Here is a 25201-nt window from a genome sequence, read left to right as displayed (position 1 = left end):
TTTGTCGAGCGCGGCCGGGCGGTCAGGCGCGGTTCAGGGACTGGAGACCGCGCCGCAGGAAGTCACGCTCGGCCGCGTTCTCGGTGCGGGCGATCGCCGCCTCGTACGCGAGCGCCGCCTCGCTGTCGCGACCCAGCCGCCGCAGCAGATCGGCCCGGACGGCGTGGAAGAGATGGAAACCTCCGAGATCGAGGCTGTCGACAAGGGCGAGTCCCGCCCCCGGGCCTTCGACCTCCGCCACCGCGACGGCGCGGTTGAGGGCCACGACCGGGCTGGGGGCGAGCGCGAGCAGCTGGTCGTACAGCCGCAGGATCTGCGACCAGTCCGTGGCGGCCGCCGCCGGTGCGTCGCTGTGTACGGCGTTGATCGCCGCCTGGATCTGGTACGGGCCGGGCCGACCGCGCCTCAGACACTGCCGGACAAGGGCCTGGCCCTCGGCGACGAGATCGTGGTCCCACAGACCGCGGTCCTGGTCGGCCAGCAGCACCAGGCCGCCGTCCCGCGTGGTGCGGGCGGCCCGGCGCGACTCGGTGAGCAGCATGAGCGCGAGCAGGCCTTTGACCTCGGGCTCGTCGGGCATGAGGTCGGCCAGGAGGCGCCCGAGCCGGACAGCCTCCGCGCAGAGGTCCTCCCGCATCAGCCGCTCGCCCGAGCTGGCTGTGTAACCCTCGTTGAAAATGAGGTAGACGACGGCCAGCACCGGCTTGAGCCGGTCCGGGAGATCGGCGTCCTTCGGGACCCGGTAGGGGATCCGCGCGTCGCGGATCTTGCCCTTGGCCCGGACGAGCCGCTGCGCCATCGCCGGCTCGGTCACCAGGAACGCGCCCGCGATCTCCGCGGTGGTGAGCCCGCCCAGCAGCCGCAGCGTCAGAGCGACCTGGGAGGCAGGGGCGAGTGCGGGGTGGCAGCAGGTGAAGATCAGGCGCAGCCGGTCGTCGTGCACAGGATCCTCCTCGGCCGGTTCGCCGGCGGCGTGCAGCAGAGCGGCCTGGGCGTACCGGTCCTCGCGGGACGCTTCCCGGCGGAGGCGGTCGATCACCCGGTTGCGGGCCGTGGTGATGATCCAGCCGGCCGGGCTCGGCGGCACTCCGGTGGCCGGCCAGCGCTCCACCGCCGCGACGAACGCGTCCTGGACCGCCTCCTCGGCGATCTCGATGTCGCCGAAGCGGCGGACCAGGACGGCTACCGCGCGCCCGTACTCCGCACGGAACACGCGCTCGACCTCCGCGACGGTGCTGCCGGGCATACCGGACCTCACTCCGCGACGTCGCCCAGGAACGGCCGTACCTCGATCGGCAGCGTGGTCGCTCGGGCGGCCTTGCGGCCCCATTCGAGCGCGGAGTCCAGATCGGGCGCCTTGACGATGCACAGCCCGCCGAGGTGCTCCTTGCCTTCGGCGAACGGGCCGTCGGTCATGAGGGCGTCCCCGTCCTTGACCCGGACCACTGTGGCTGTGCTCGGGCCGTGCAGCCCTCCGGCGAAGACCCAGGCGCCGGCGGCCTTCAGCTCCTGATGGAAGACGTCGAGGTCGCGCCTGATCTCTGCCAGCACCTCGGGCGCGGGCTTCTCTGCGGACGACGGCTGGATCACGCTGAGCAGGTAGTGCTTCATGGCGTCTCCCCTTGGAGTTCGTGGCCGGCGCCGTGCCGGCTCTCACCCTCTATACGAACGGCTTCCGGCCGGATCGACACCTCGGTCTCGGGGTGGGAAGAACGCCCCCACCAGGGGACGTCCGCAGGCACCCAGGAGCAGGAGCAGTCCGGTGAGGCGCCGGAGAACGGCGGCCCCGGCGGCCACGCAGACGCCCACAGCAGCGTCGACCACCATTTCACCGGTAGGGAGTGAGTGACGGCACTGTCGGCGGTCCGGCGACGTGAGTGAACCGACGCCCGGCCGCGCTGCTCGGCGTGCGGGTCCTTGAACGTGACGTCGACGGCGTGAGCGAGGCGGTCCGGGCTGCCTCAGCCGACGAGTCGGCATCGCTGGGGGAAGCGATCAGGAACGCGGTCGGCGGGGTTCGTCGCCTCGCTCCGCGTTTTTCTCCTTGATGCGTACCGCTTCTTTCCGGACCTCGGCCTGGGTGGCGCGTTCCTTCTGCAGCCACTCGGGACTTTCGGCCTTCAACGCGTCGATCTGCTCGGTGGTGAGGGCGTCTGTGACTCCGCCGCGCGCGAGACCCGAGATGGAGATGCCCAGCTTCGCCGCGACCACGGGCCGGGGATGCGGGCCGTTGCGTCGCAGCTCCAGCAGCCACTGGGGCGGATCGGCCTGCAGGACACTCAGCTCGGCACGCGAGACGACACCTTCCTGGAACTCGGCGGGGGTGGCCTCGAGGTACACACCCAGCTTCTTCGCCGCCGTTGCGGGCTTCATCGTCTGGGTGGTCTGGTGCGACGTCATGGTGTCAAGAGTATCGAGCATGTGCGCTACCTCCGACCACGACCGGTAGCCTGGCGCAGTGACAGGCTCGGAAGTATCCCCTTCGTTCCGGCTCGCGTATGTCCCGGGAGTGACGCCCTCCAAGTGGGTGCGGATCTGGAACGAGCGCCTGCCCGACGTACCGCTGACCCTCATCCCGGTATCCGCCGCCGAAGCATCCGACGTGCTGCGGGGCGGTGGCGCCGATGCGGGTTTCCTGCGGTTGCCGATCGATCGGACGGATCTCAGCGCGATCCCCCTCTACACCGAGACGACGGTCGTCGTGGTCCCGAAGGATCACCTCGTGGCCGCGGCCGACGAGGTGTCCGCCGAGGATCTGGCCGACGACATCGTGCTGCATCCCCTCGACGACACCCTCGACTGGGAGCCCCTGCCGGGACGGCCCGCGAACGAGCGCCCGGCCACGACGGCGGATGCCGTCGAGCTGGTGGCAGCGGGAGTGGGACTGCTTGTCGTCCCGCAGTCACTCGCCCGCCTGCACCACCGCAAGGACCTCACGTATCGGCCGGTCTCGGACGCCCCCGAGTCGCGCATCGCACTGTCGTGGCCGGAGGACGAAACCACCGAACTGGTGGAGCAGTTCATCGGGATTGTCCGCGGGCGGACCGTCAACAGCTCGCGGGGTCGCCCCCCAACCCCGCCACAGCCGAAGCGCAAGCGCCCCGATGCAGGCGGCGCACAGCGGAAGCCGGCAACCGGCAAGGCGGCCGGCAAGAACCCACGGAGCGGTTCCGGCGGCCCCAAAGCAGGCAAGCGCGGCAAGCCTCGCCGCCGGCCATAGCCCCGGGGTCGCGCGTCAGTGGTTCCGGGCAACGTTCCACGTTCGTCGCGGCCGGCTCTTGTTGCGGGCCGGTTCGCCGCGCCAGTCCTCGTACTCCTGGAGTCGGCGCCGGCGCGCAGCGGCCTCGGCAGCGAGGTAGCGGTACCCGTCACACCGGCGCCCGATCCCCGGGTGCGGGCCTGCCGCTGGGCCGTTCACAGCAGCGGTTCCTGCTGGGCCGCCGGCGATGACCCGTGGTCACGACCCAGGAAAGCAGGGCTCTGCCGACTCTCTGAATTGGGCGCACAATGCGCACCAGTCCTCATCCCTCCACTCGCTGCCCGTCACCGAGTGCCGTACCGACTCGACCGCGGCCGCCAGGTTCTCGGCCCGCTTGGAGAAGCAGCGTGCGGCCCAGGTGTCCTTACCACGCCACCACGTGTGGAGTTCGAGGTGAATGGCGGTCTCATCGTTGCGCCACCATTTGTCAGCCGGCCCGGTTGCCTCGAAGTCGAGGGCGGGCAGGCCCTCTTCCGCGACGGCCGGTTCCTGCCCCGGTTCGGTGGTCAGGCGCAGGGTCGCGTGGGGCCATCTCCGGACCAGCACCAACCGGGCGTGGGCTTCCAGGCGTTGTGCGATGCTGCTGTTGATGATCCTGGGCCGTCCCGCAAGAGTCATCACGGTGCGCTCGTCGAGGAGGACGTCGACGGCCCACGTCTGGTCGCCGTCCACGATGGCGCGGTAGGCCCAGCCATCTGTGCTGGGGTGGACCGTGGCTTCTCCGTGCAGTCCATGTTCTATGCCGTTGGAGCCGAGCAGCGGATACCAGAGGCCGCCGTAGCGCTCCTCGAAGCGGATCATTGTCTCAATGGCCTCCTCGGGCACTGCCGTCGCACCGCCTACTGCGGTTTCCGCGCGCGCGAGTTCCCGTATTCGGCCGGCGGTCATCTATTCGGCCGGCGGTCATCGCGGGATCACGTCGCGCCCGGGTCAGGAGAGCCAGGACGCGGGGCGACAGGCTGGGGTCATCGAGGATATGCACCCCGGCACGCTAGCTGCCCAAGCACGGTCCCCGTGGCCCACTACAGCTGCACCGCCTCGCAGCCGGTCGACGGCTTACGGCCGCGCCTACTATCTGTTCATGATCAATGGCGAACTGGTGAGGCTGCGCGCACTGCGCGCGCAGGACCTGGAACATCATGTGCGATGGCGTAACGACATGGAGGTGGCCCACTGGGCCGCCGCGGGAGATCCGGCTTTCGGGCCGGTCACGGCCGAGGCCGTGGGGCTCGGATTTGACGTGATGCTGGGGCTGAACCCGCGGGAGTCGGCCGTCTTCACGATCGAGGACCTGACCGACGGGACACCGATCGGCATGGCCGACTACCGCGACCTGGACCCGTTCGCCCGGGTGGCCACGGTCGGGTTGACCATCGGAGAGCGTGACCGTTGGGGCAAGGGCCACGGCTCGGACGCACTGCGGCTGTTGGTGAACCACTTGTTCGGAACTCTCGGGCTGCACCGGATCGAGCTCGACACCTGGAGCGGCAATGAACGCGCCCTGCGTGCCTTTGCCCATGCCGGCTTCCGCGAGGAGGGCCGACGCCGGGACGCGGTCCTGGTGGCAGGAGAGCGGTACGACAGAGTGCTGTTCGGGCTGCTCCGGAGCGAATGGCCGGGCGCGGCACTCAGGAAGGTTCGCACCGGTAAGTAGCGGCGAACGGCGATGTCACCGATGAACCGTTGGGGGAGGCGTCGGTCCGACCGGGGCCGTCGCCCCGAGGGGCGCCCGGTGCAGCCCAGGAACGATAGTTGGCCCGGCTGAGGCATGGCCGATCTTCCGCCATGTCCGCGCAGCCCCAACCGCCGCACCTCTCAGCAGCCAATGCCGTCCTCACCCCTGGAGCGGCAACGCTGGAAAGCTCAGTGCCTGAAGACGCTCACGTCTCCGGGCTCGGTCTCCAGCGCCCCACGGTCGAAGATCAGCAGGCCGAGGAAGAAAAGCCCGCCCGCAAGAAGCAAACCGACCACGATCAGGACCGGGACGAGCGCCTCCGCCGGCGCCACCAGCACAAACAGTGAGACGACCGACCACACCAGCGCGCAGATCGCGACCGGCAACTCGAAGCGCCCGAGGTCGAACGCGCCCTTTTTGCGGTCCAGCCGTCGGCGCACCGCCAGGTAGAGGACAATCGTCGCGCCGTAGATGATCGCCGGGAGGATCGTCGACGCCGTGATCAGCTTCAGCAGTGCGGCACCCGGCAACGCGACCATCAGGACGACTCCCACGACGAAGATCAGGATCGTCGCCGGGACCGGCGTATGCGTGCGTGGGTTGACCCGTCGCATCAGCCGGTGGGCAGGGAAGCGTGAGTCGCGCGACATCGCGAAAACGATCCGCGAGCACGCGGTCATCACCACCATCCCGGCGCCGAAGAACGCGAACGCGATCGCAACCAGTAGCACTCTCTCCATCACCGGACCGAACTGATCGTGCATGATCGCCGCGACCGGCGAGCCGCTGGCGGTGATCCGCGGAATGTCTTCGATCGCGACGGTGAGCGAGATCAGGAACAGCATCCCCAGCAGACCGGCGGCCACGACCGATCCCACGATCGCGCGCGGGACGCTGCGATAGGGATCCTTGGCCTCCTCGGCCAGGTTGGCCGCGGCATCGAAGCCGACGAGCGTAGCCAGGCCCATGATCATCGCGAGCATCAACCCGCCGCCCACGGTGAAATAGTCCTGGGCGTTCTCGGTGACACCGCGCGAGGTGAGGTTGTCGGCTGCGCCGTGGCCCGTGACCGCCACAGCGATGACGAGGGCGATGGCCACCACCACGACGAGCGCCAGCTCGAGCCCCACCGCGCTCGCGTTGATCATGCTGACGATGCGTGTCGAGGCCACTGCGAGCAAGGTCTGGATGAGCAGCACCACGAGCGTGATCAGGCGCGCCGTACCCTCGTCCGGCTGCATGCCGGCGAGCGGCATGATGGCCTGACTCGCGAGTGCATTGTCGATCGCCACGACCGCGATCGCCAGGTAGCAGAAGGTCAGCCAACCGAACCCCCAGCCGACCTTCGGGTTGGCCAGCCGCGAGGCCCATTGGTAGGACGAGCCGCTGAGCGCGATGCGGGCCGCGAGCTGCGCGACCACCAAGGCCACCAGGACCTGCCCCACCGCCGCGATGGGCCACAGCCAAAGCCCGACCGGCCCCGCGTTCTGCAGCACGTCGTCGTACGTCGCGAAGATGCCAACCGCCACCGAGATGAACGCGAACGAGATCGCGAACACCTGAAAGGAGCCGAGCGTCCGTTTCAGCTCCTGCTGGTAGCCCCCGAGCTCGACGGAACTCTCGTCGGCCTGCGCGACCTTCGAAGCCTCAGCCACCTCGGCCACCTCACCTTTCACCGGGCCCCGGCGGCCACCCACCCAGGTATCTCATGACAGGTGTCCGATTCTCATGGGGCATGCCACGTTTCCTTCGCATATGGCACGGTTGCGGGATTGCGCACCCATGAGATCGGTCTGCGGTGAAGCCCTCGGGGTTCGGCGGCGCTGCCGCAGTTCCTGATCTCGAGGCGGTCCTCCCGACCCGGCCGGTGGCGCACGGGGCAGTGATCACTGGGAGCGCTCGGCCACGCGAAGATCCACGGCGCGGCAGCGCTGATTGCATAAATCTGCAGAGATGCGTATAGTCATGCCATCGACGAGGAGGGCTCGATGGCGGTACGTGCGGCAGTGGCAGGAGCGAGTGGATACGCGGGCGGAGAGCTTCTCCGGCTGCTCCTCGCCCACCCCGAAATCGAGATCGGCGCCCTCACCGGTAACTCCAACGCGGGCCAGAAGCTCGGCGGCCTGCAGCCGCATCTGCTCCCGCTCGCCGGGCGGGTGCTCGAACCGACCGTCGCCGAGGTGCTCACCGGGCACGAGGTCGTCTTTCTCGCCCTCCCGCACGGTCAGTCCGCCGCCGTTGCCGAGCAGCTCGGCGACGAGGTCCTCGTCGTCGACATGGGCGCCGACTTCCGGTTGGAGGACGCGGCCGACTGGGAGACGTTCTACGGCTCGCCGCACGCCGGGACCTGGCCCTACGGTCTCCCCGAGCTGCCCGGAGCCCGCGCCGCGCTGCAAGGGGCCAAGCGCATCGCCGTCCCCGGCTGCTATCCCACCGCCGTCTCGCTCGCCCTTTTCCCGGCGTACGCGGCCTCGCTCGCCGAGCCCGAGGCGGTCATCACCGCGGCCTCCGGCGCCTCCGGCGCGGGCAAGGCACCCAAGCCGCATCTGCTCGGCTCCGAGGTGATGGGCTCGATGAGCCCGTACGGCGTAGGCGGCAGCCACCGCCACACCCCCGAGATGATCCAGAACCTGAGCGCCGCGGCCGGCGAGCGGGTCACCGTCTCCTTCACGCCCACGCTCGCGCCCATGGCCCGCGGCATCCTCGCCACGTGCAGCGCGAAGGCGAAAGCGGGCACGACGGCTCAGGGTGTACGGACCGCGTACGAGAAGGCGCTTCAGGACGAGCCGTTCGTTCACCTGCTTCCCGAGGGCCAGTGGCCCGCCACCGCTTCCGTCTACGGGTCGAACGCCGTCCAGATCCAGGTCGCGTACGACGAGGCCGCCGGGCGCATCATCGCGATCAGCGCCATCGACAACCTCACCAAGGGCACCGCGGGCGGCGCGGTACAGAGCATGAACCTCGCCCTCGGGCTCCCCGAGGACACCGGACTTTCCACGATCGGAGTCGCTCCATGAGCTGGGGGCACCGCCCAGCGGTCGCTGGGGGAGCACGCGCAGCCGCCGGGCTGCTGACAACGACGAAAGCCGCACCGCTGCCCGCCCCGCCTCCGGCGGGCGGGACCACGGGCGGAGAAGCGAACAAGGAGATGCAGTGAGCGTCACGGCAGCCAAGGGATTCACGGCGGCGGGCATCGCCGCCGGGATCAAGGAGAACGGCAACCCGGACCTGGCCCTCGTGGTCAACAACGGTCCGCGCCGCGCCGCCGCGGGCGTCTTCACCTCCAACCGCGTCAAGGCCGCGCCCGTCCTCTGGTCCGAGCAGGTCCTCCGCGGCGGTGAAGTCACCGCCGTCGTTCTCAACTCCGGTGGCGCCAACGCCTGTACGGGCCCGCAGGGCTTCCAGGACACCCACGCGACCGCCGAGAAGGCCGCCGAGGTGCTGGGGCAGAGCGCCGGCGAGGTCGCCGTCGCCTCCACGGGTCTGATCGGTCTGCTGTTGCCGATGGACGAGATCCTCGCCGGCGTCGAGAAGGCTGCCACCGAGCTCTCCCCGCACGGCGGCGAGAAGGCGGCCATCGCCATCAAGACCACCGACACCGTCCACAAGACGGCTGTGGTCACCAAGGACGGCTGGACCGTCGGCGGAATGGCCAAGGGCGCCGGCATGCTCGCGCCGGGCCTCGCCACCATGCTCGTCGTCCTCACCACCGACGCCGACCTCGAGGCCGGAACGCTCGACAAGGCGCTGCGCGAAGCCACCCGGCAGACGTTCGACCGGATCGACTCCGACGGCTGTATGTCCACCAACGACACGGTGCTGCTGCTCGCCTCCGGAGCCAGTGGGTTCACGCCCCGGTACGACGAGTTCGCCGATGCCGTTCGGACCGTCTGCGACGATCTCGCCCGTCAGCTGATCGGTGACGCCGAGGGAGCCAGCAAGGACATCCGTATCGAGGTGATCAACGCCGCGACCGAGGACGACGCCGTCGAGGTGGGCCGCTCCATCGCCCGTAACAACCTCCTCAAGTGCGCCATCCACGGCGAGGACCCCAACTGGGGCCGGGTGCTCTCCGCCATCGGCACCACGCAGGCCGCCTTCGAGCCCGACCGGCTGAACGTCGCCATCAACGACGTCTGGGTCTGCAAGAACGGCAGCGTCGGCGAGGACCGGGACCTGGTCGACATGCGCTACCGCGAGGTGAAGATCACCGCTGACCTCTCGGCCGGGTCCGAGTCCGCCGTGATCTGGGCGAACGACCTCACCGCCGACTACGTCCACGAGAACAGCGCGTACTCCTCATGAGTACCCGTAAGCACACCGCGCTGCCGAAGGCCCAGATCCTCATCGAGGCGCTGCCCTGGCTGACCCGGCACAACGGAAAGACCGTCGTCATCAAGTTCGGCGGCAACGCCATGATCGACGAGGACCTGAAGGCGGCCTTCGCGCAGGATGTCGTCTTCCTGCGGCAAGCGGGCCTCAAGCCGGTCGTGGTCCACGGCGGCGGCCCGCAGATCAGCGCCCAGCTCGACAGGCACGGCCTGGTCAGCGAGTTCAAGGCGGGCCTCAGGGTCACCACCCCCGAGGCCATGGACGTCGTACGGATGGTGCTGGCCGGACAGGTCCAGCGTGAGCTCGTCGGGCTGCTCAACCAGCACGGACCGCTCGCCGTCGGCATGACCGGCGAGGACGCCCACACCATCACCGCCACCAAGCACCAGCCGCAGATCGACGGCGAGTTGGTGGACATCGGCCGGGTCGGTGAGATCACCAAGATCGACACGGGTGCCATCGAGGCGCTCCTGGAGGATGGCCGTATCCCGGTCATCTCCTCCATCGCGCGCTCCGCCGACGACAACCATGTCTACAACGTCAACGCCGACACCGCCGCGGCCGCGCTCGCCGCCGCGCTCGGGGCCGAGACGCTGATGGTCCTCACCGATGTCGAGGGCCTCTACGAGGACTGGCCGAACAGCGACGAAGTGATCAGCCGGCTCACCGCCACCCAGCTGGAGAAGCTGCTGCCCGACCTCTCCAGCGGCATGGTCCCCAAGATGGAGGGCTGTCTGCACGCCGTGCGCAACGGGGTCAACACCGCGCGCGTGATCGACGGCCGGGTCCAGCACTCGATCCTGCTGGAGATCTTCACCGACGAGGGCATCGGCACGATGGTCGTGCCCGACGGACAGGCACCGCTGGAGGGGGAGTCATGAGCAACGAGGAGCTCACGCAACGCTGGCAGGGCGTGATGACGGACAACTACGGCACGCCGAAGCTGTCCCTCGTCCGCGGCCGGGGAGCGAAGGTCTGGGACGCGGACGGCACCGAGTACACCGACTTCGTGGGCGGCATCGCCGTGAACGCGCTCGGCCACGCCCACCCCGCCGTCGTCGAGGCCGTCTCCCGGCAGATCGCCTCCCTCGGCCATGTCTCCAACCTCTATGTCGCCGAGCCTCCCGTCGCACTCGCCGAGCGGCTGATCCAGCTCTTCGGCCGCCCCGGCCGCGTCTTCTTCTGCAACTCGGGCGCGGAGGCCAACGAAGCCGCCTTCAAGATCGGCCGGCTGACGGGGCGTACGCACATGGTCGCCACCGACGGCGGCTTCCACGGCCGCACGATGGGCTCCCTCGCCCTGACCGGCCAGCCGGGCAAGCGGGAGCCGTTCCTGCCACTGCCGGGAGACGTCACACACGTTCCGTACGGCGATGCCGAGGCGCTGCGGGCCGCGGTCACCGAAGAGACCGCGCTGGTCGTCATCGAGCCGATCCAGGGCGAGAACGGCGTGGTCGTCCCGCCCAAGGGCTATCTGGAGGCCGCCCGGGAAATCACCCGGGCCACCGGCACGCTGCTCGTCCTCGACGAGGTGCAGACGGGTATCGGGCGGACCGGCCACTGGTTCGAGTACCAGGCGCACCAGGGCGTGGAGCCCGATGTCGTCACGCTGGCCAAGGGTCTCGGCGGCGGGCTCCCGATCGGTGCGACCGTCGCCTTCGGCCCGGCCGCGGATCTGCTCCGGCCCGGCCAGCACGGCACGACGTTCGGCGGCAACCCGGTCGCCTGCGCGGCCGGACTCGCCGTGCTCGACACCCTCGCGGCCGACGGAGTCCTCGACGCGGTGAAGCGCCTCGGCGAGAAACTGCGCGACGGAATCGAGGGCGCCGGCGGCAAGCACAGGCACCCGCTGGTCTCCCATGTCCGTGGTGCGGGCCTGCTGCTGGGTATCGTGCTCACCGAGTCCCTCGCACCGAAGGTGCAGCAGGCGGCTCAGGATGCCGGATTCCTGGTGAACGCTCCCGCCCCCGATGTCGTACGGCTCATGCCGCCGCTGATCATCGGTGACGCGGAAGTGGACGCGTTCATCCAGGCGCTTCCGGGCATCCTCGACGGTGTGTACGGGGAAGGACGATCCGGGGAATGAGACGACGACGATGACCGAGGCGCAGGACACCGAGCACGGCGGGCCCGCCGTACCGCAGACCCGCACGGCCCGCCACCGCCGGATCGTGGACATCCTCAACCGGCAGCCGGTGCGCTCGCAGAGCCAGCTGGCGAAGCTCCTCGCGGACAACGGACTGAGCGTCACCCAGGCGACACTCTCCCGCGACCTCGACGAGCTCGGCGCGGTGAAGCTCCGCAACACCGGCGGTGAGCTGATCTACGCGGTGCCCAGCGAGGGCGGCTTCCGCACCCCGCAGGCGCCGCTCGGCGAGTCGGCCAAGGAGGAGCGCATGCGGCGCCTCTCGGCCGAACTGCTCATTTCCGCCGAGGCCTCCGCCAACCTCGTGGTGCTGCGTACGCCTCCGGGCGCTGCCCAGTTCCTCGCCTCGGCCATCGACCAGGCCGAACTGCACGACATCCTGGGCACGATCGCGGGCGACGACACACTGATGCTGATCAGCCGCGACCCGGCGGGCGGTCAGGCGCTCGCGGACCATCTGCTGCGCCTGGCCCAGAACGACCGCTGAGGCCGCCGGCGGTCCGGCCGACCGCCGACGTCCCGTCGTCAGGCGGTCAACTTCGCCGTGTGGCGGGCGAATCCGCTGGTCTGCCAGGTGCTGCCGTCGGCGTTGACCGCAAAGCCCTCGGTATCGGGCAGCTCTTCCAGCCAGTCGCGGGCCCGCCCGCCCATGGCGTACGCGGCGGTCGCCCGCGCGTCGGCGTGGGTCAGCCCCGGGCAGACGACGGTCATCGACGCCGTGACCTCGGTGGGTGACCGACGGGTGTGCGGGTCGAGAATGTGGCAGCCGCGCTCGGCCGGGCCCGATGTGGCGACGGCGAGGCGCTCGTCGGCCTCGATCACCGTGACGAGCTCGCCCGGGTGCAGTGGGTCACTGACGCCCACCCGCCAGGGGCCGCCGTGCAACTGGATGTCGCCGCCTCCGTTGAGGCAGACCGAATCCGCACCCGACGAGGCGAGCATGCGGACCGCGCACTCCACCGCCCAGCCCTTGACCAGACCTGTCGGATCCAGCTCTCCGGCGTAGTGGGCGGTGAACCAGCCGTCGCTCTCCCGCTCCGCGTCCACGCACAGATCGAGCACTTCGGCGACCTCGGTGACGCACTCTCCGAGTGAGAGTTCGCCGCGGGCGAGTCGGCTGAGCTGGCTGCCCTGACGGTACGTCGAGAAGATCTCGTCCACACGGTGCAGACCGGCCACGGCGGCGGCGAGTCCGGCGCGCACTCTGGGAGAGCCGCTGCTGTCGGCGACACGGATGTCGAACGAGAAGACCGTGCCCATGGAGTGCTCGACATGGCGCAGGCGTTCTTGGCGGCCGGGCATCACAGACCCGCTTTGTCGAGTGCGCTCTGCAGGGACTTGATGTAGCCCTCGCTGGTGTAGCTGGCGCCGGAAACGGCGTCGATCTGTGCGCTCTGTGCCGTGACCGCTGCCTGGTTCAATTTGGGCACGGCGTCGGCGGCGATCCGTCGGCTGTTGGCGTCGGTGGAAGGTGCCTTGACGGCGTCGGCCGCGGTGACCTTGCCGCCGCTGACCGTGATCCGGACCTGCACCGGGCCGTACTGGGTATCGGCCACGTCGCCGAGGACGGTCTTCGCCGCCGGGGCGACGCCGGAACCGGAACCGGAACCGGAACCCGAGCCCGAGGACGCAGCGGAACCCGGGCTCCCTCCGGGCTGCGTCCCTGCCCCGGCCTGCGCGCCGGACCCGTCGCTACCGGAGTCCCCGGCACCGGAGCCCACCGCCCCCGCGGTCCCGGCCTTGTCGAGTGCGCTCTGCAGGGACTTGATGTAGCCCTCGCTGGTGTAGCTGGCCCCGGAAACCGCGTCGATCTGCGCGCTCTGCGCCGTCATCACGGCCTGGTTGAGCTTGGGGATCGCTCCGGCGGCGATCTGCCGGCTCCTGGGGTCGGCGCTGGGCGCCTTCACCGCCTGCGCCCCGGTGATTCTGCCGCCGCTGAGGGTGAGCTGGACCTGGACGTCGCCGTACTGCGTGCCCGCGACATCACCGAGCACCGTCCTGCCCCCCGCGGCCCCGGCCCCGTTCCCGGCGGAGGCCGAGCCGGTGGGGGGTACCTGAGAGCCGGCCTGCGACGCCCCGGCCACGGTGTTGCCCGGTTGCTTCAGCGCGAGCAGCAGGACGACACCCGACACGGTGGCGGCGGCGCCGATCATGATCCGGCGAAGCGGATGTTTCCTCTTCAAGGAAGGCCTCACATCTCGAAGGACTCGTGGTGGATCCGGCGGGACGGCACTCCTGCTTCACGCAGTGCCTGGTAGGACTCCTCGGCGAGACCGGGCGGCCCGCAGAGATAGACGTCGTGCTCGTCGATGTCGGGCAGCACCTCCGCCAGCCGCTCGGCGGTGATCTCGGGCCGTGCGCCGTCGGGACCGTTCACCGCGTACATCAGCTGTGCGTCCCGGCGCTCGGCGATCTGCTGCAGCTCGCTCCAGAGCGCCAGGTCCTGCTTGTTGCTGGCCCGGTAGAGCAGTGTCAGGTCGCCCGGTCCGCCCGGCAGCGTCTCGAACAGCGCCCTCAGCGGGGTGATCCCGGCGCCGCCCGCGATCAGCAGCACTTTGTTGCGGCTCCGGCGCCCGGCGGTCATGGCTCCGTACGGGCCCTCCGCCCAGACCCGTGTCCCCGGCTCCAGGCGGGACAGGGCCGTGCTGTGTCTGCCGACCGCCTTGACGGTGATACGCATCAGAGTGGGGCGGGGCGCGGCGGAGAGCGAGTACGGATTGGCGCTCCAGCGCAGCCCCTTGGTGAGGAACCGCCAGCGGAAGAACTGGCCCGCCTCGGCGCCGAGCCGGTGCAGCCGTCGCCCGGTGATCAGCACGGAGACCACACCCGGTGCCTCGTCCACAGTCGACTCGACCCGCATCCGGTGCCAGAGATTGAGCCGGACGGGGGACAGGACGCGGTACCAGAGCAGCAGCGCGCCGACCGTTCCGTACAGCACGTACCAGACGGTGCGCACCGCCGGGTTCGCCACGAACTCGGCACCTGTCGCCAGCTGGTGCCAGAAGGTCAGATACACCGCGACATAGGTGAGGAGGTGCAGGTAGTACCACGTCTCGTACGCCATCCGCCGGCGTACCGCCCCGGCCGAGACGAAGCCGATGAGCAGCAGGAGCCCGGTGCCGATCGCCGCCTTGATCATTTCGGGGAAGTCGACGACGACGGTGACGGTCTGCTCCACGAGGCCGGTGCGGGCCTGGACGGCGTACCCCCAGACGGTCAGCACGACATGCGTGACGATCAGACTGATCGCGTAGCGGCCGCTCATCGCGTGCCAGCGGGTCACCCGGTCGGAACCCACCCGCCGTTCCAGCGCCGGAACGCGTGCCATCAGCAGCACCACCAGCGCGATCGTGTATCCGCCCAGCAGACCGGTGATCCTGCCGGCACCGATCAGCCACTCGGCGGTGCTCATGTGCACCACCGCCGTGTTCTGCCACCACAGGGACAGCACGGCCACCGCCCCGGCCCAGGTGACGGCCAGCAGCGCCACCGCCGGGTCACGCCGGGGGCTGATCGCCCGCATGGTCTGGCGCCTCGCGGCCCGACCGCTCTGCAACATCGCCACGACTGCTCCTCGGCTGTACCTCTTTCGCGTACGGGAATACGCATGCGAGGCGCGCGGAGTTCAATTCGAGGGACGCTTGCGCAATTTGTGAGCCTGCCGGCCCGGTCAGTAGCGCGTGACGGCCGTGGGGCCGGAGGCTGTTCCGATCGCGATATGCGGCCGGCGGCCGGGCTGGACCCAGGCCAGGATCCGGCGCATCGCGGCGTCCGGCACCGACACACAACCGGCTGTCGCGCCACGCCCGTTGACATGCAGGAAGATCCCGGCGCCCCGACCGCGCACCGGACGGTCGTAGTTGAAGCCGACGACCAGGGCCCGGGCGTACTGCGTCGCGTACGTGACCAGGTGTTCGGACTCGGCCGCCCGGCAGTCGGCGGGCAGCCCCTCCACCCAGCGGTTGTACGCGTCGGATCCGTTGTCCTGGCACCACCAGGACGTCTCCGTCACCCGGCGGTACGGGTAGTCGGTCCAGGCGGCAGCGTCCCTGGTCCCGAACGCGTACGGCAGGCCGTACAGCCCGGTCGGAGTGGTCAGGGTGCCCTGCTTCCGGCTGCCGCCCTCGGCCAGGCCGTTCGCGCCGAACCGGGCCGCCGCCGAGCCCGCCGCCACCCACCGCCCGTCGCGGCGCCGGTCCCACCAGGTGACACTGCCCGTGGTGGAACCGGTGCCCGGGGCCTCGGCGGTGATCAGCTGGGTGCCGCCGCCGGTGTCGGCCATCCGCTCGGGGAGGGTGACCGCGCGGCCGGGTACGGTCGCGACCGTACCGGCGGCGAGCAGCAGCAGAACGGAGCCGAGCGCGAGTCCTGGGCGCATGGTTCATGACCGTACGCGCGGCCCGGGGGGTGCGCCGCCCGGACTGCGCCGTACGTGCACCCGGTCACTCCCCGGGGTCAGTCCGTGCGCGCGGGGAGGGGGAGCGGCAGCGCCGGCAGCCCGTCCAGGCTCACCCCGACGTGGTCCTTCTTCTCGCAGTACGCGGCGAACTCCTCGTCCGACTTACGGCCGAAGTGCTCCGCGTGCTGCGTGCGCTCCTCCCGGTACTCCATGAAGGGCACGGCGAAACCGCAGGCGTCGCTGATCCGCTGCGCGTGGATGACGATGATCGCGCGGGCGCTCGGCCCGTCGACCCGCTCGAAGCGCGGGATGAGATCGCTCCAGCGCGGGTCGTCCCGGAAGATCGCCGCACCGGTGCCGTGCACCCGCAGCACTTTGGGCGGGCCGGTGAATGCGCACCACATCAGCGTGATGCGTCCGTTCCCTTCCTCGCGGAGGTGGGCGATGGTCTCTGCGCCGCTGCCGCCGAAGTCGAGATAGGCGAGGGTCAGCTCGTCGATGACGACGAGCGTGCCGCTGCGGCCCTTGGGGGAGAGGTTGATATGCCCCTCGCCGCCGAGTGGGGCGGTGGCGGTGAAGAAGACGGGCTGTTGCTCGATGAAGCTGCGGATACGGCCTTCTATTCGTTCGTAGCGCTGTCCCATACGGGGATTATCCGCGGTGATCGATCACCCGCCGTGCTCCGTACGGACCGCGTTGACAAAACATACGGAGGACTGCATAGTTATACCCATCACCGAATGCATCGTAAGGAGAAACCAGTGACCGAGCGCGTCGTACTCGCCTATTCGGGCGGTCTGGACACCTCCGTCGCCATCGGCTGGATCGCCGAGGAGACGGGCGCCGAGGTCATCGCCGTTGCCGTGGACGTCGGCCAGGGCGGCGAGGACCTGGACGTCATCCGCAAGCGCGCGCTCGCCTGCGGTGCTGTCGAGGCCGAGGTCGCCGACGCCAAGGATGAGTTCGCCGACGAGTACTGCCTCCCGGCGATCAAGGCCAACGCCCTCTACATGGACCGCTACCCGCTGGTCTCAGCCCTCTCCCGGCCGACGATCGTCAAGCACCTCGTCGCCGCCGCCAAGAAGCACAATGCGGGCATCGTCGCCCACGGCTGCACCGGCAAGGGCAATGACCAGGTGCGGTTCGAGGCCGGTATCTCCGCGCTCGGCCCCGATCTGAAGTGCATCGCGCCGGTCCGTGACTACGCCATGACCCGGGACAAGGCGATCGCCTTCTGCGAGGAGAAGCAGCTCCCGATCGCGACCACCAAGAAGTCGCCGTACTCCATCGACCAGAACGTCTTCGGGCGGGCCGTCGAGACCGGCTTCCTGGAGGACATCTGGAACGGGCCGATCGAGGACATCTACGAGTACACCTCGAACCCGGCCGTGCAGCGCGAGGCCGACGAGGTCGTCATCTCCTTCAAGGAGGGCGTCCCGGTCGCCATCGACGGCAAGCCCGTCACCGTCCTGCAGGCGATCCAGCAGCTCAACGAGCGGGCCGGCGCGCAGGGCATCGGCCGGATCGACATGGTCGAGGACCGTCTTGTCGGCATCAAGTCCCGTGAGGTGTACGAGGCTCCGGGCGCGATCGCGCTGATCACCGCCCACCAGGAACTGGAGAACGTCACGGTCGAGCGCGAGCTGGCCCGCTACAAGCGGCAGGTCGAGCAGCGCTGGGGCGAGATGGTCTACGACGGCCTGTGGTTCTCCCCCCTCAAGCGAGCCCTGGACGGCTTCATCAACGAGGCCAACCAGCACGTCACCGGTGACATCCGGATGACCCTGCAGGGCGGACGCGCCGTCGTCACCGGCCGGAAGTCCGAGGAGTCGCTGTACGACTTCAACCTGGCGACGTACGACTCGGGCGACACGTTCGACCAGTCGAAGGCGCAGGGCTTCATCGAGATCTTCGGCCTGTCGTCGAAGATCGCGGCGCGGCGCGACCTCGCCTGATTCGATAGGCGTACGAGAGCCGCCTCCCCGTTCCTCTACGGCGGGGTGGTGGTCCCCCCCAGGCCCGCAGGGGCCCCGGGGGCGCACATCCACCCTCCTGAGGAGCTTCAGCTGTGAGCAGCAACAACGGTGACGTACGGCTCTGGGGCGGCCGTTTCGCCGACGGTCCGGCCGAGGCGCTGGCCAAGTTGTCGGCGTCGGTCCACTTCGACTGGCGGCTCGCGCCGTACGACATCGCCGGCTCCCGCGCCCACGCGCGGGTGCTTCACGTGGCCGGCCTGCTCACCGAGGACGAGCTGACGCGGATGCTGGCCGGCCTCGGCCGGCTCGAAGCCGATGTCGCCGACGGCTCCTTCGTCGGCACGATCGCCGACGAGGACGTACACACCGCGCTGGAGCGCGGTCTGCTGGAGCGCCTCGGCCCGGACCTCGGCGGCAAGCTGCGGGCGGGGCGGTCCAGGAACGACCAGGTCGCGACGCTCTTCCGGATGTATCTGCGGGACCACGCCCGGATCATCGGCGGCCTGATCGCCGAACTCCAGGACGCGCTGGTCGGCCTTGCCGAGGCGCACCCGGACGTCGCCATGCCCGGCCGTACACACCTCCAGCACGCCCAGCCCGTGCTCTTCGCCCACCATGTCCTCGCCCATGTCCAGTCCCTCTCCCGGGACGCGGAGCGGTTGCGGCAGTGGGACGAGCGCACGGCGGTCTCCCCGTACGGATCGGGCGCCCTGGCCGGATCGTCGCTGGGCCTCGACCCGGAGGCGGTCGCCGCGGACCTCGGATTCGAGCACGGCAGCGCGGGCAACTCCATCGACGGCACGGCCTCCCGTGACTTCGTCGCGGAGTTCGCCTTCATCACCGCGATGATCGGCGTGAACCTCTCCCGGATCGCGGAAGAGGTCATCATCTGGAACACGAAGGAGTTCTCCTTCGTCACCCTGCACGACGCCTTCTCGACCGGGTCGTCGATCATGCCGCAGAAGAAGAACCCCGACATCGCGGAGCTGGCGCGCGGCAAGTCCGGCCGGCTCATCGGCAATCTGACCGGTCTGCTGGCGACGCTGAAGGCGCTGCCGCTCGCGTACAACCGCGACCTCCAGGAGGACAAGGAGCCGGTCTTCGACTCCTGCGACCAGCTCGAGGTCCTGCTCCCGGCCTTCACCGGGATGATGGCGACACTGACGGTCAACCGGGAGCGGATGGAGGAGCTGGCCCCGGCCGGTTTCTCGCTCGCGACGGACATCGCGGAGTGGCTGGTGAAGCAGGGCGTGCCGTTCCGAGTGGCGCACGAGGTCGCCGGCGAGTGCGTCAAGGAGTGTGAGGCGCACGGCATCGAACTGGACCAGCTCACCGACGCCCAGTTCGCGGAGATCTCCGAGCACCTCACGCCCGAGGTGCGCACGGTCCTGAATGTCCACGGCGCGCTGGCTTCCCGGAGCGGCCGAGGCGGTACGGCCCCGTCGGCCGTCGCCGTCCAACTGGCCGAGGTCAAGGCCGACCTGGCCGTGCAGCACGCCTGGGCCACGGCGAAGAAGTAGGCATCGCCACAGCGCCGCCGCCCAGTTGGCGAGCGCGTCGAAGTCCGGGCCGGAGCCGTCCGACCCTCTCATCGTCGCGCAGCAACAGGGCGGCGGCCGCTGCTGTTGTTCCACCCACTCGTGGTCCCTGGCCGCGATGTCGTCGTCGATCCGGGCGAACGGCCGCTCCACCGCGCGTTCCAGGAGGTCGTCACCAGGAAGCACTGCGTCTTCCGGAAGGTCCCGCGAGGGGCCTTTCCGTGCGTCTCGGGCCAGTCGCTGTACGGCAGTGCGGGCAGGCCGAGGTGAGGCCGCCCTGGTTCGCCTCGCCCTTTCAGGTGGTGGCCCGGACGGGTTCGTACCGCTCGGCCGGCGCCGACAGCTCGAACATCTAATGAGACATTCATGTCTCATGTGGGTTATGGTTGTCTCATGACAGTCGACCGCGAACAGGTTCTGCGTACCGCCGCCGCCCTGCTCTCCCGTAAAGCGACCGCCACCATGGACGAGGTGGCCCGGGCCGCGGGTATCGGACGCGCCACCCTGCACCGGCACTTCGCCGGGCGGCACTCCCTTGTCAAGGCCCTCGAAGACCTCGGCATCCAGGAGTTCGAGGCGGCCCTCGACGCAGCCCGGCTCGACGACGGCACCGCCGAGGACGCGCTGCGGCGGCTCGTCGCCGAAGTGGAGTCCGCCGCCCCCCTGCTCGCCTTCCTCGTCACCGAGAACCAGCTCTTCGAGGGCGACCAGGTGAACGAGGGCTGGAACCGCCTCGACGCCCGTGTCTCCGCGCTCTTCCGGCGGGGGCAGGAACAGGGCGAGTTCCGTATCGACCTCACGCCCGCCTGGCTGACCGAAGCCCTCTACGGGCTCGTCGGCTCCGGCGCCTGGTCGGTGCAGGAGGGGCGGGTCGCTGCCAAGGATTTCCAGTACATGATCGTCGAGTTGCTGCTCGGCGGCGCACGACGGAGCGTGAGGGAATGACCAGTACCGACCGGCAGACGACGCAGAGCGGATCGGTACGCAGTCCCGGCCGCTGGCTCGCGCTGGCCGTCCTCGTCCTCGCCGTGCTGCTGGTCGCGGTCGATGCGACCGTGCTCGGCCTCGCGACGCCGTTCCTCAGCGAGGACCTGCAGCCCACCGGCACCCAGCTGCTCTGGATCGGCGACGTCTACTCGTTCATCATCGCCGGACTGCTCGTCTCGATGGGCAGCCTCGGCGACCGTATCGGCCGCAAGAAGCTGCTGCTGATCGGTGCGGTCGCGTTCGGCGCGGTCTCCGTCCTCAACGCCTACGCCACGAGCCCGGAGATGATGATCCTCGCGCGGGCCCTGCTCGGTGTCGCGGGCGCCACCCTGATGCCGTCCACGCTCGCGCTGATCCGCAATATCTTCCACGACCCCAAGGAACGCAGCCTGGCGGTCGGCATCTGGGGCGCGGCGGCCTCCGCGGGCGCCGCGGTCGGACCTGTCGTCGGCGGCTTCCTGCTGGAGAACTTCTGGTGGGGCTCGGTCTTCCTGATCAACCTGCCCGTGATGGCGGTACTGGTACTGGTCGGCATCAAGCTGCTGCCGGAATCCCGCGACCCCAACCCCGGCCCCTGGGACCTGATCAGCGTCGGCCTCTCGCTGATCGGCATGGTCAGCATCGTCTACGCCGTCAAGGAGACGGCGGTGCACGGCTTCCGCCTGGACATCGCGGCAGCCGCCGTCATCGGACTGGCAGCTCTGTACTGGTTCGCCCGGCGGCAGCTGACACTCGACTCGCCACTGCTGGACATGCGGCTCTTCCACCACCGCGGCTTCTCCGGCGCGGTCCTCGCCGATCTGCTGACCATTCTCGGCCTGTCCGGCCTGGTCTTCTTCCTCTCGCAGTTCCTGCAACTGGTGCAGATGCGCTCGCCGTTGGAGGCGGGACTGATCGAACTGCCCGCCGCGATCGGCGCGGTGGGCGCGGGCCTGCTGGCCGGCCATCTCGCCCGCAGAGCCTCCGTACGCAGCGCGGTGTCCAGCGGACTGACGGCGGTCGGACTCGCACTCGCGGCCTGTACGGCGATCACCGCGTCCACCGGGGTCGTGGCGCTCGGTATCGCGCTGTTCATCGGCGGTGTCGGAGCGGGTCTCGCCTTCACCGTGACCGCGGACGTCATCCTCTCCAGCGTGCCCAAGGAGCAGGCGGGCGCGGCCTCCGCGGTGTCGGAGACGGCGTACGAGCTGGGCGCGGCGCTCGGCATCGCCCTGCTCGGATCCATCGTGACCGGCATCTACCGCGGCTTCACCGCCCCGCCGGGCATCCCCGCCGAGGCGGCCGCGTCGGCGCACGACTCACTCGGCGGCGCGGTCGAGTCGGCCAAGGACCTGCCGCAGGATCAGGGCGCGGCGATGCTGTCGGCCGCGCAGGACGCCTTCACCGACGGCTTCCAGACGGCGGCCGCGATCGGCGCGGCCGTACTCTTCGCAACGGCCGTCGCGGCGTGGTTCATGCTGCGCGGCCAGAAGCTCGAGGAAGGCATCGAGCACCTTTGAGGTCTCGAGCGCCGGTTCATGAGCACCCGCAAGGCCACCTGAGGGTCCTCGAATTTCCGTCGGACGGACGGCGCCCATAAGGGTGAGCGACAACGGGAGAAGGGCCGGACCCCGTGGGGTCCGGCCCTTCTCTCAACTTCGCGCTACCCCCGGAGCCACCGGCTCAGGCAGCCTTCGCCTTCGTTGCGTACATGTCCACGTACTCCTGGCCCGACAGCTCCATGACCTCGGTCATCACCGAGTCCGTCACCGCGCGCAGCACATAGCGGTCACGGTCCATGCCGTCGTACCGCGAGAACTCCATCGGCTCGCCGAAACGGACCGTCACGCGGCCCGGCCGCGGCAGACCGGCGCCGCCCGGCTGCAGCTTGTCGGTGCCGATCATCGCGAACGGAACCACGGGCGCGCCGGTCATCAGCGTGAGCCGCGCGATGCCCGTACGGCCCCGGTAGAGCCGTCCGTCGGGGGAGCGGGTGCCCTCCGGGTAGATGCCGAAGATCTTGCCCTCCTCCAGCACCCGGCGGCCGGTCATCAGCGCGGCCACACCGCCGTTGGCACCGTCGCGGTCCACCGGGATCATGCCGCAGCCTGTGAAGAACCAGGCCATCAGCCGACCCTTGACGCCCTTGCCCGTGACGTACTCGTCCTTGCCGATGAAGTACACCGGACGGGCGCAGACAAGCGGAAGGATCATCGAGTCGATGAACGTGAGGTGGTTTCCGGCGAGGATCACCGGCCCCGTCCCCGGGATGTTCCCGGCACCTTCCACCCGTGGGCGGAACATCAGGCGCAGGAACGGTCCTAGCACTGCCTTGATGAGCGACAAGCGGGACAACGGGTCCTCCGTGTCATGTGCGGGTGTCGTGGGGGCGGACGTAGCGGCGGCGAAGTCTCTGCAGGTGAGGACGATACTCGTGGGTCACACCTGATCGCACATCGGGTTCATCGATCGGATACGCAGTGTTGACGTGTGTTTCCACTGCGTTCGTCCAGGCTCTGCCGTATGTAAGGCGTAGCTGCATAACATCGGGCGTCGCTTGACAGGTGCGGGACATCACACGGAGGACATCGATGACACAGGGTGCGGACAGGGGTCCCGGGCGTCGGACCGTAGTGGGAGCGGCGATGCTCGGCACGGCCGCCATCGGGCTCGGCTCCACGGCAGCACGGGCGGACGAGCGCAACAGCGGACACGGTTCGTACAAGGACCTGCCCTGCCCGACGATCATCGCCCACCGCGGCGCCAGTGGCTACCGCCCCGAACACACTCTCGGCTCCTACCAGCTGGCCCTCGACATGGGCGCGCATGTCATCGAACAGGATCTGGTGCCGACCCGGGACGGCCACCTCGTATGCCGTCACGAGAACGACATCACGGGTACGACGGATGTCGCGGCCCACCCGGAGTTCGCGTCCCGCAGGACCACCAAGTCCGTCGACGGCGTCAGCCTCACCGGCTGGTTCACCGAGGACTTCACGCTCGCCGAGCTGAAGACACTGCGCGCCAAGGAGCGGATCCCCGCCAACCGCCAGGAGAACACCCTCTACGACGGCCGCTGGGCGATACCCACCTTCGAGGAGGTGCTGCGCTGGGCCGAGAAGGAGGGCCACCGGCGCGGCCGTCCCGTCTGGCTCCATGTCGAGACCAAGCACCCCACCTACTTCAGGGGGCTCGGGCTCGGACTCGAGGAGCGACTGGCCAGGCTCCTGCGCCGGTACGGACGCGACCGCCGCAACTCCCCCGTGTTTCTCCAGTCGTTCGAGCCGAGCAGCATCCAGCGGCTGGCCGGGCTTGTCGACTCGCCGCGCGTCGTCCTGCTGTCGGCCGCGAACACCCGCCCCTGGGACTTCGTCCAGGCGGGCGACCCGCGCACCGTCGCCGATCTCGTCAAGCCCGATGGCCTGAAGTGGATCGCGTCGTACGCGCAGGGCATCGGCCCTACCCTCGACCTGGTCATCCCGAAGGACGCGAACGGCAAGCTGGGCACGCCGACGTCACTGGTGCGCGACGCGCACGCGAAGGACCTGATCCTGCACCCGTACACGATGCGCAACGAGAACACCTTCCTGCCCGCCGACTTCCGGCGCGGCACCGACCCGAACGCATACGGCGACGCATTCGGCGCCTTCAAGGTCTACTTCGAGACCGGCATCGACGGGATCTTCACCGACAACTCGGACACGGGACTGCTGTCCGTCGCCGACTTCCGCGGCTGACGCACAGGCGACCGCCGGCCCGCTCGAAGGGGTGACTGTGCCGTCGCACGGCAACCGCCGCCGTGCGACGGCACGTCCCGCCGGGCATGAGGCTTCTCGAAGACACCCCCGCCCATGTGGTCCGGGCGTTGCGCCCGCTGGTGGGCGCCGAGGCCACGGCCGAGGCGCCGGGCACCGCGATGGAGGCGGGTGACCTCGAACAGGCCGTCTGGGTGCGGCTGCTCGAGCGGCTCGACGGGGACGGTCCGCCGCCGGACGCCGCTCGCTGGGTCAAATCGGCCGTGCGAGCGGAAGCACGCCGCGCCCGGCGGACGGCCGCCCGTGAACTCCCGTACGGCCAGGAGCCCTCCGCCGACCCGGCCGGCAGCCCCGAATGCACCGCGCTCCGGGCCGAGCGGCGCCTCTCGTTGCGGGCCGCCGTCGCGCGCACGCCGGGGAACTGCCCGCGCCTGCTCACCGCGATGCTGTCCCCGGACGACCCGACCTACCGGGAAATCGCAGGGACGTTGGGAATCTCACAAGGCAGTCTGGGACCGATGCGTTCCCGCTGCCTGGGATGCCTGCGCAGAATGCTGACGGCAGAGGTTGGCGCTCCTGAACGCGGGGGAAAGGAGCGGTAGACAACCGGCGGACAGGTGAGCGGGAGGCATGCACACATGGGCATGAGCGTGACCATCTCAGCGGCAGCGGCGCAGGACGCGGAGCACATCCTCAAGCTGCAGTATCTGTGCTACCAGAGCGAGGCCGAGCTCTACGGCGACTACGGAATCGAGCCGCTCACCCAGTCCCTCGACAGTCTGCGGGCCGAAATAGCGCAGGGCCACGCCCTGGTGGCGCGGCTGGGCGACGAGGTGGTGGCTTCCGTACGCGGCAGGGTCGACGAGGGCGGGACGGCCCGTATCGCCAAGCTCATCGTCCATCCGCGGATGCAGCGCCACGGTCTGGGTGGGCGACTGCTGGACGCGATCGAGGAGCGCTTCGCCGGGGAGCCGGCCGCCAGGCGGTTCCAGCTCTTCACCGGCCATCGCAGCGACGGCAATCTGCGGTTGTACCGCAGCCGCGGCTATGTGCAGGTGTCCAGCGAGCAGGTCGGCCCGCGGCTCATAGTCGTCACGCTGGAGAAGGAGTCCGCCGCGCGCGCTTATGTCGCCAGGGCATAGAGGCCCCGCCCTT

Annotated in this window: 25 protein-coding genes; 14 read left to right on the top strand and 11 right to left on the bottom strand. The window is 69.7% G+C overall.

Going from position 1 to position 25201, the window contains the following annotated elements; genetic code table 11:
- Positions 1–22 precede the first annotated feature (22 nt).
- From OG966_RS07625 to OG966_RS07615, 3 genes are all read right to left on the bottom strand, one after another.
- Complete coding sequence (locus OG966_RS07625) at positions 23–1246, bottom strand: RNA polymerase sigma factor (RefSeq protein ID WP_326648680.1); 1224 nt, start codon at positions 1244–1246, stop codon at positions 23–25.
- An 8-nt stretch (positions 1247–1254) separates the two neighbouring features.
- Complete coding sequence (locus OG966_RS07620; protein WP_326648679.1) at positions 1255–1611, bottom strand: YciI family protein; 357 nt, start codon at positions 1609–1611, stop codon at positions 1255–1257.
- Between the two features lie 384 nt (positions 1612–1995).
- Complete coding sequence (locus tag OG966_RS07615; RefSeq protein ID WP_326648678.1) at positions 1996–2400, bottom strand: DUF5997 family protein; 405 nt, start codon at positions 2398–2400, stop codon at positions 1996–1998.
- A gap of 58 nt (positions 2401–2458) precedes the next feature.
- Between OG966_RS07615 and OG966_RS07610 the strand changes: the two genes are divergently transcribed.
- Entirely contained in the window at positions 2459–3220 is a 762-nt protein-coding gene (locus tag OG966_RS07610) for a LysR family substrate-binding domain-containing protein (RefSeq protein ID WP_326648677.1), read from the top strand.
- 237 nt (positions 3221–3457) lie between these two features.
- On the opposite strand, the gene OG966_RS07605 is transcribed toward OG966_RS07610, so the two are convergent.
- A complete protein-coding gene (locus tag OG966_RS07605; protein ID WP_326648675.1) occupies positions 3458–4060 on the bottom strand; it encodes a hypothetical protein in 603 nt (200 codons plus the stop codon).
- Between the two features lie 280 nt (positions 4061–4340).
- Between OG966_RS07605 and OG966_RS07600 the strand changes: the two genes are divergently transcribed.
- Positions 4341–4913 (top strand): GNAT family N-acetyltransferase, encoded by a 573-nt coding sequence (locus OG966_RS07600; protein WP_326648674.1) that lies wholly within the window; start codon positions 4341–4343, stop codon positions 4911–4913.
- Between the two features lie 209 nt (positions 4914–5122).
- Here OG966_RS07600 and OG966_RS07595 read toward each other — a convergent pair whose 3' ends face one another.
- Positions 5123–6598: an APC family permease gene (locus OG966_RS07595; protein ID WP_326648673.1), complete on the bottom strand. Its 1476-nt coding sequence runs from the start codon at positions 6596–6598 to the stop codon at positions 5123–5125.
- Positions 6599–6922: 324 nt separating this feature from the next.
- Here OG966_RS07595 and argC point away from each other — a divergent pair, with 324 nt between their 5' ends.
- The 5 genes from argC (at position 6923) to OG966_RS07570 (ending at position 11899) form a co-directional block, all read left to right on the top strand.
- Complete coding sequence (gene argC, locus OG966_RS07590) at positions 6923–7951, top strand: N-acetyl-gamma-glutamyl-phosphate reductase (RefSeq protein ID WP_326648672.1); 1029 nt, start codon at positions 6923–6925, stop codon at positions 7949–7951.
- A gap of 136 nt (positions 7952–8087) precedes the next feature.
- Entirely contained in the window at positions 8088–9239 is a 1152-nt protein-coding gene (argJ, locus tag OG966_RS07585; RefSeq protein WP_326648671.1) for a bifunctional glutamate N-acetyltransferase/amino-acid acetyltransferase ArgJ, read from the top strand.
- A complete protein-coding gene (argB, locus tag OG966_RS07580) occupies positions 9236–10147 on the top strand; it encodes an acetylglutamate kinase (RefSeq protein ID WP_326648669.1) in 912 nt (303 codons plus the stop codon). The genes argJ and argB overlap by 4 nt, the downstream gene beginning before the upstream one ends.
- Positions 10144–11352: an acetylornithine transaminase gene (locus OG966_RS07575; protein WP_326648668.1), complete on the top strand. Its 1209-nt coding sequence runs from the start codon at positions 10144–10146 to the stop codon at positions 11350–11352. Before argB ends, OG966_RS07575 begins: the two co-directional genes overlap by 4 nt.
- Before the next feature lie 10 nt (positions 11353–11362).
- Positions 11363–11899, top strand: a complete 537-nt coding sequence (locus OG966_RS07570; RefSeq protein ID WP_326648667.1) for an arginine repressor — start codon at positions 11363–11365, stop codon at positions 11897–11899.
- Between the two features lie 38 nt (positions 11900–11937).
- Here OG966_RS07570 and OG966_RS07565 read toward each other — a convergent pair whose 3' ends face one another.
- The 5 genes from OG966_RS07565 to OG966_RS07545 form a co-directional block, all read right to left on the bottom strand.
- Positions 11938–12714, bottom strand: coding sequence for an FAD:protein FMN transferase (locus OG966_RS07565; protein WP_326648666.1), 777 nt, complete (start codon positions 12712–12714; stop codon positions 11938–11940).
- Positions 12714–13565 carry an FMN-binding protein gene (locus OG966_RS07560; protein ID WP_326648665.1) on the bottom strand — a complete coding sequence of 284 codons (852 nt, stop codon included), beginning with the start codon at positions 13563–13565 and terminating at the stop codon, positions 12714–12716. The genes OG966_RS07565 and OG966_RS07560 overlap by 1 nt, the downstream gene beginning before the upstream one ends.
- A 38-nt stretch (positions 13566–13603) precedes the next feature.
- Positions 13604–14971 carry a ferredoxin reductase family protein gene (locus tag OG966_RS07555; protein WP_326655117.1) on the bottom strand — a complete coding sequence of 456 codons (1368 nt, stop codon included), beginning with the start codon at positions 14969–14971 and terminating at the stop codon, positions 13604–13606.
- Positions 14972–15082: 111 nt separating this feature from the next.
- A complete protein-coding gene (locus tag OG966_RS07550) occupies positions 15083–15790 on the bottom strand; it encodes a L,D-transpeptidase family protein (RefSeq protein WP_326648664.1) in 708 nt (235 codons plus the stop codon).
- 77 nt (positions 15791–15867) lie between these two features.
- Positions 15868–16455 carry a pyridoxamine 5'-phosphate oxidase family protein gene (locus OG966_RS07545; RefSeq protein WP_326648663.1) on the bottom strand — a complete coding sequence of 196 codons (588 nt, stop codon included), beginning with the start codon at positions 16453–16455 and terminating at the stop codon, positions 15868–15870.
- A 117-nt stretch (positions 16456–16572) separates the two neighbouring features.
- On the opposite strand from OG966_RS07545, the gene OG966_RS07540 reads away from it, so the two are divergent.
- From OG966_RS07540 to OG966_RS07525, 4 genes are all read left to right on the top strand, one after another.
- The gene (locus OG966_RS07540) at positions 16573–17766 is read left to right on the top strand and encodes an argininosuccinate synthase (RefSeq protein WP_326648662.1); all 1194 of its coding nucleotides are present in this window, start codon (positions 16573–16575) and stop codon (positions 17764–17766) included.
- Positions 17767–17879: 113 nt separating this feature from the next.
- Complete coding sequence (argH, locus tag OG966_RS07535) at positions 17880–19307, top strand: argininosuccinate lyase (RefSeq protein ID WP_326648661.1); 1428 nt, start codon at positions 17880–17882, stop codon at positions 19305–19307.
- A gap of 411 nt (positions 19308–19718) precedes the next feature.
- A complete protein-coding gene (locus tag OG966_RS07530; protein ID WP_326648660.1) occupies positions 19719–20270 on the top strand; it encodes a TetR/AcrR family transcriptional regulator in 552 nt (183 codons plus the stop codon).
- Positions 20267–21811, top strand: a complete 1545-nt coding sequence (locus OG966_RS07525) for an MFS transporter (protein ID WP_326648658.1) — start codon at positions 20267–20269, stop codon at positions 21809–21811. The genes OG966_RS07530 and OG966_RS07525 overlap by 4 nt, the downstream gene beginning before the upstream one ends.
- Positions 21812–21974: 163 nt before the next feature.
- Here the strand turns inward: OG966_RS07525 and OG966_RS07520 are convergent, their stop codons facing one another.
- Complete coding sequence (locus OG966_RS07520; RefSeq protein ID WP_389183028.1) at positions 21975–22637, bottom strand: lysophospholipid acyltransferase family protein; 663 nt, start codon at positions 22635–22637, stop codon at positions 21975–21977.
- Between the two features lie 245 nt (positions 22638–22882).
- Between OG966_RS07520 and OG966_RS07515 the strand changes: the two genes are divergently transcribed.
- The 3 genes from OG966_RS07515 to OG966_RS07505 all read left to right on the top strand — a co-directional run bounded on the left by OG966_RS07515 (position 22883) and on the right by OG966_RS07505 (position 25188).
- On the top strand, positions 22883–24028 hold the full coding sequence (locus OG966_RS07515) for a glycerophosphodiester phosphodiesterase (protein WP_326648657.1): 1146 nt from the start codon (positions 22883–22885) through the stop codon (positions 24026–24028).
- An 86-nt stretch (positions 24029–24114) separates the two neighbouring features.
- Positions 24115–24648 carry a sigma-70 family RNA polymerase sigma factor gene (locus OG966_RS07510; protein ID WP_326648656.1) on the top strand — a complete coding sequence of 178 codons (534 nt, stop codon included), beginning with the start codon at positions 24115–24117 and terminating at the stop codon, positions 24646–24648.
- A 36-nt stretch (positions 24649–24684) separates the two neighbouring features.
- A complete protein-coding gene (locus tag OG966_RS07505) occupies positions 24685–25188 on the top strand; it encodes a GNAT family N-acetyltransferase (RefSeq protein WP_326648655.1) in 504 nt (167 codons plus the stop codon).
- Positions 25189–25201: the final 13 nt, after the last annotated feature.

The organism is Streptomyces sp. NBC_01750 (assembly GCF_035918095.1).
In the GTDB taxonomy this organism is placed as follows: Bacteria; Actinomycetota; Actinomycetes; order Streptomycetales; family Streptomycetaceae; genus Streptomyces.
This window is presented reverse-complemented; position numbering and strand designations above follow the sequence as displayed.